Raw genomic sequence first — 254 nt, 5'->3', positions numbered from 1 at the left:
GAGGGTATGTAACGATCTGGGGATCCTATCATCAGGACGGCAATTATGGAGGGCTTTTCGGACCGCGGTTTGACAGTGACGGGGCGCGGGCCGGAACCGAGTTTCAAGTCAACACAACTACCGCCGGAAGTCAGACCGACGGCTCGGTTCTGGGATATTCAGATGGGGGTTTTGGCGTCGTCTGGTACGATAGCTACGAAATCTATTACCAGAGATTTGACGCCGCCGGAGAACTGGTCGGTGGTGAAACGCAC

1 protein-coding gene is annotated in these 254 nt (G+C 55.5%); it reads left to right on the top strand.

Annotation, left to right across the window (positions count from 1 at the left end):
* Positions 1-254 (top strand): hypothetical protein (locus Q4528_RS14850; protein WP_303522440.1); only part of this gene is annotated, 254 nt, incomplete at both ends.

This window comes from Staphylococcus pasteuri (assembly GCF_030547725.1).
In the GTDB taxonomy this organism is placed as follows: Bacteria; Bacillota; Bacilli; order Staphylococcales; family Staphylococcaceae; genus Staphylococcus; species Staphylococcus pasteuri.
The sequence above is the reverse complement of the archived record's forward strand: the minus strand, read 5'-3'. Positions and strand labels throughout refer to the sequence as shown.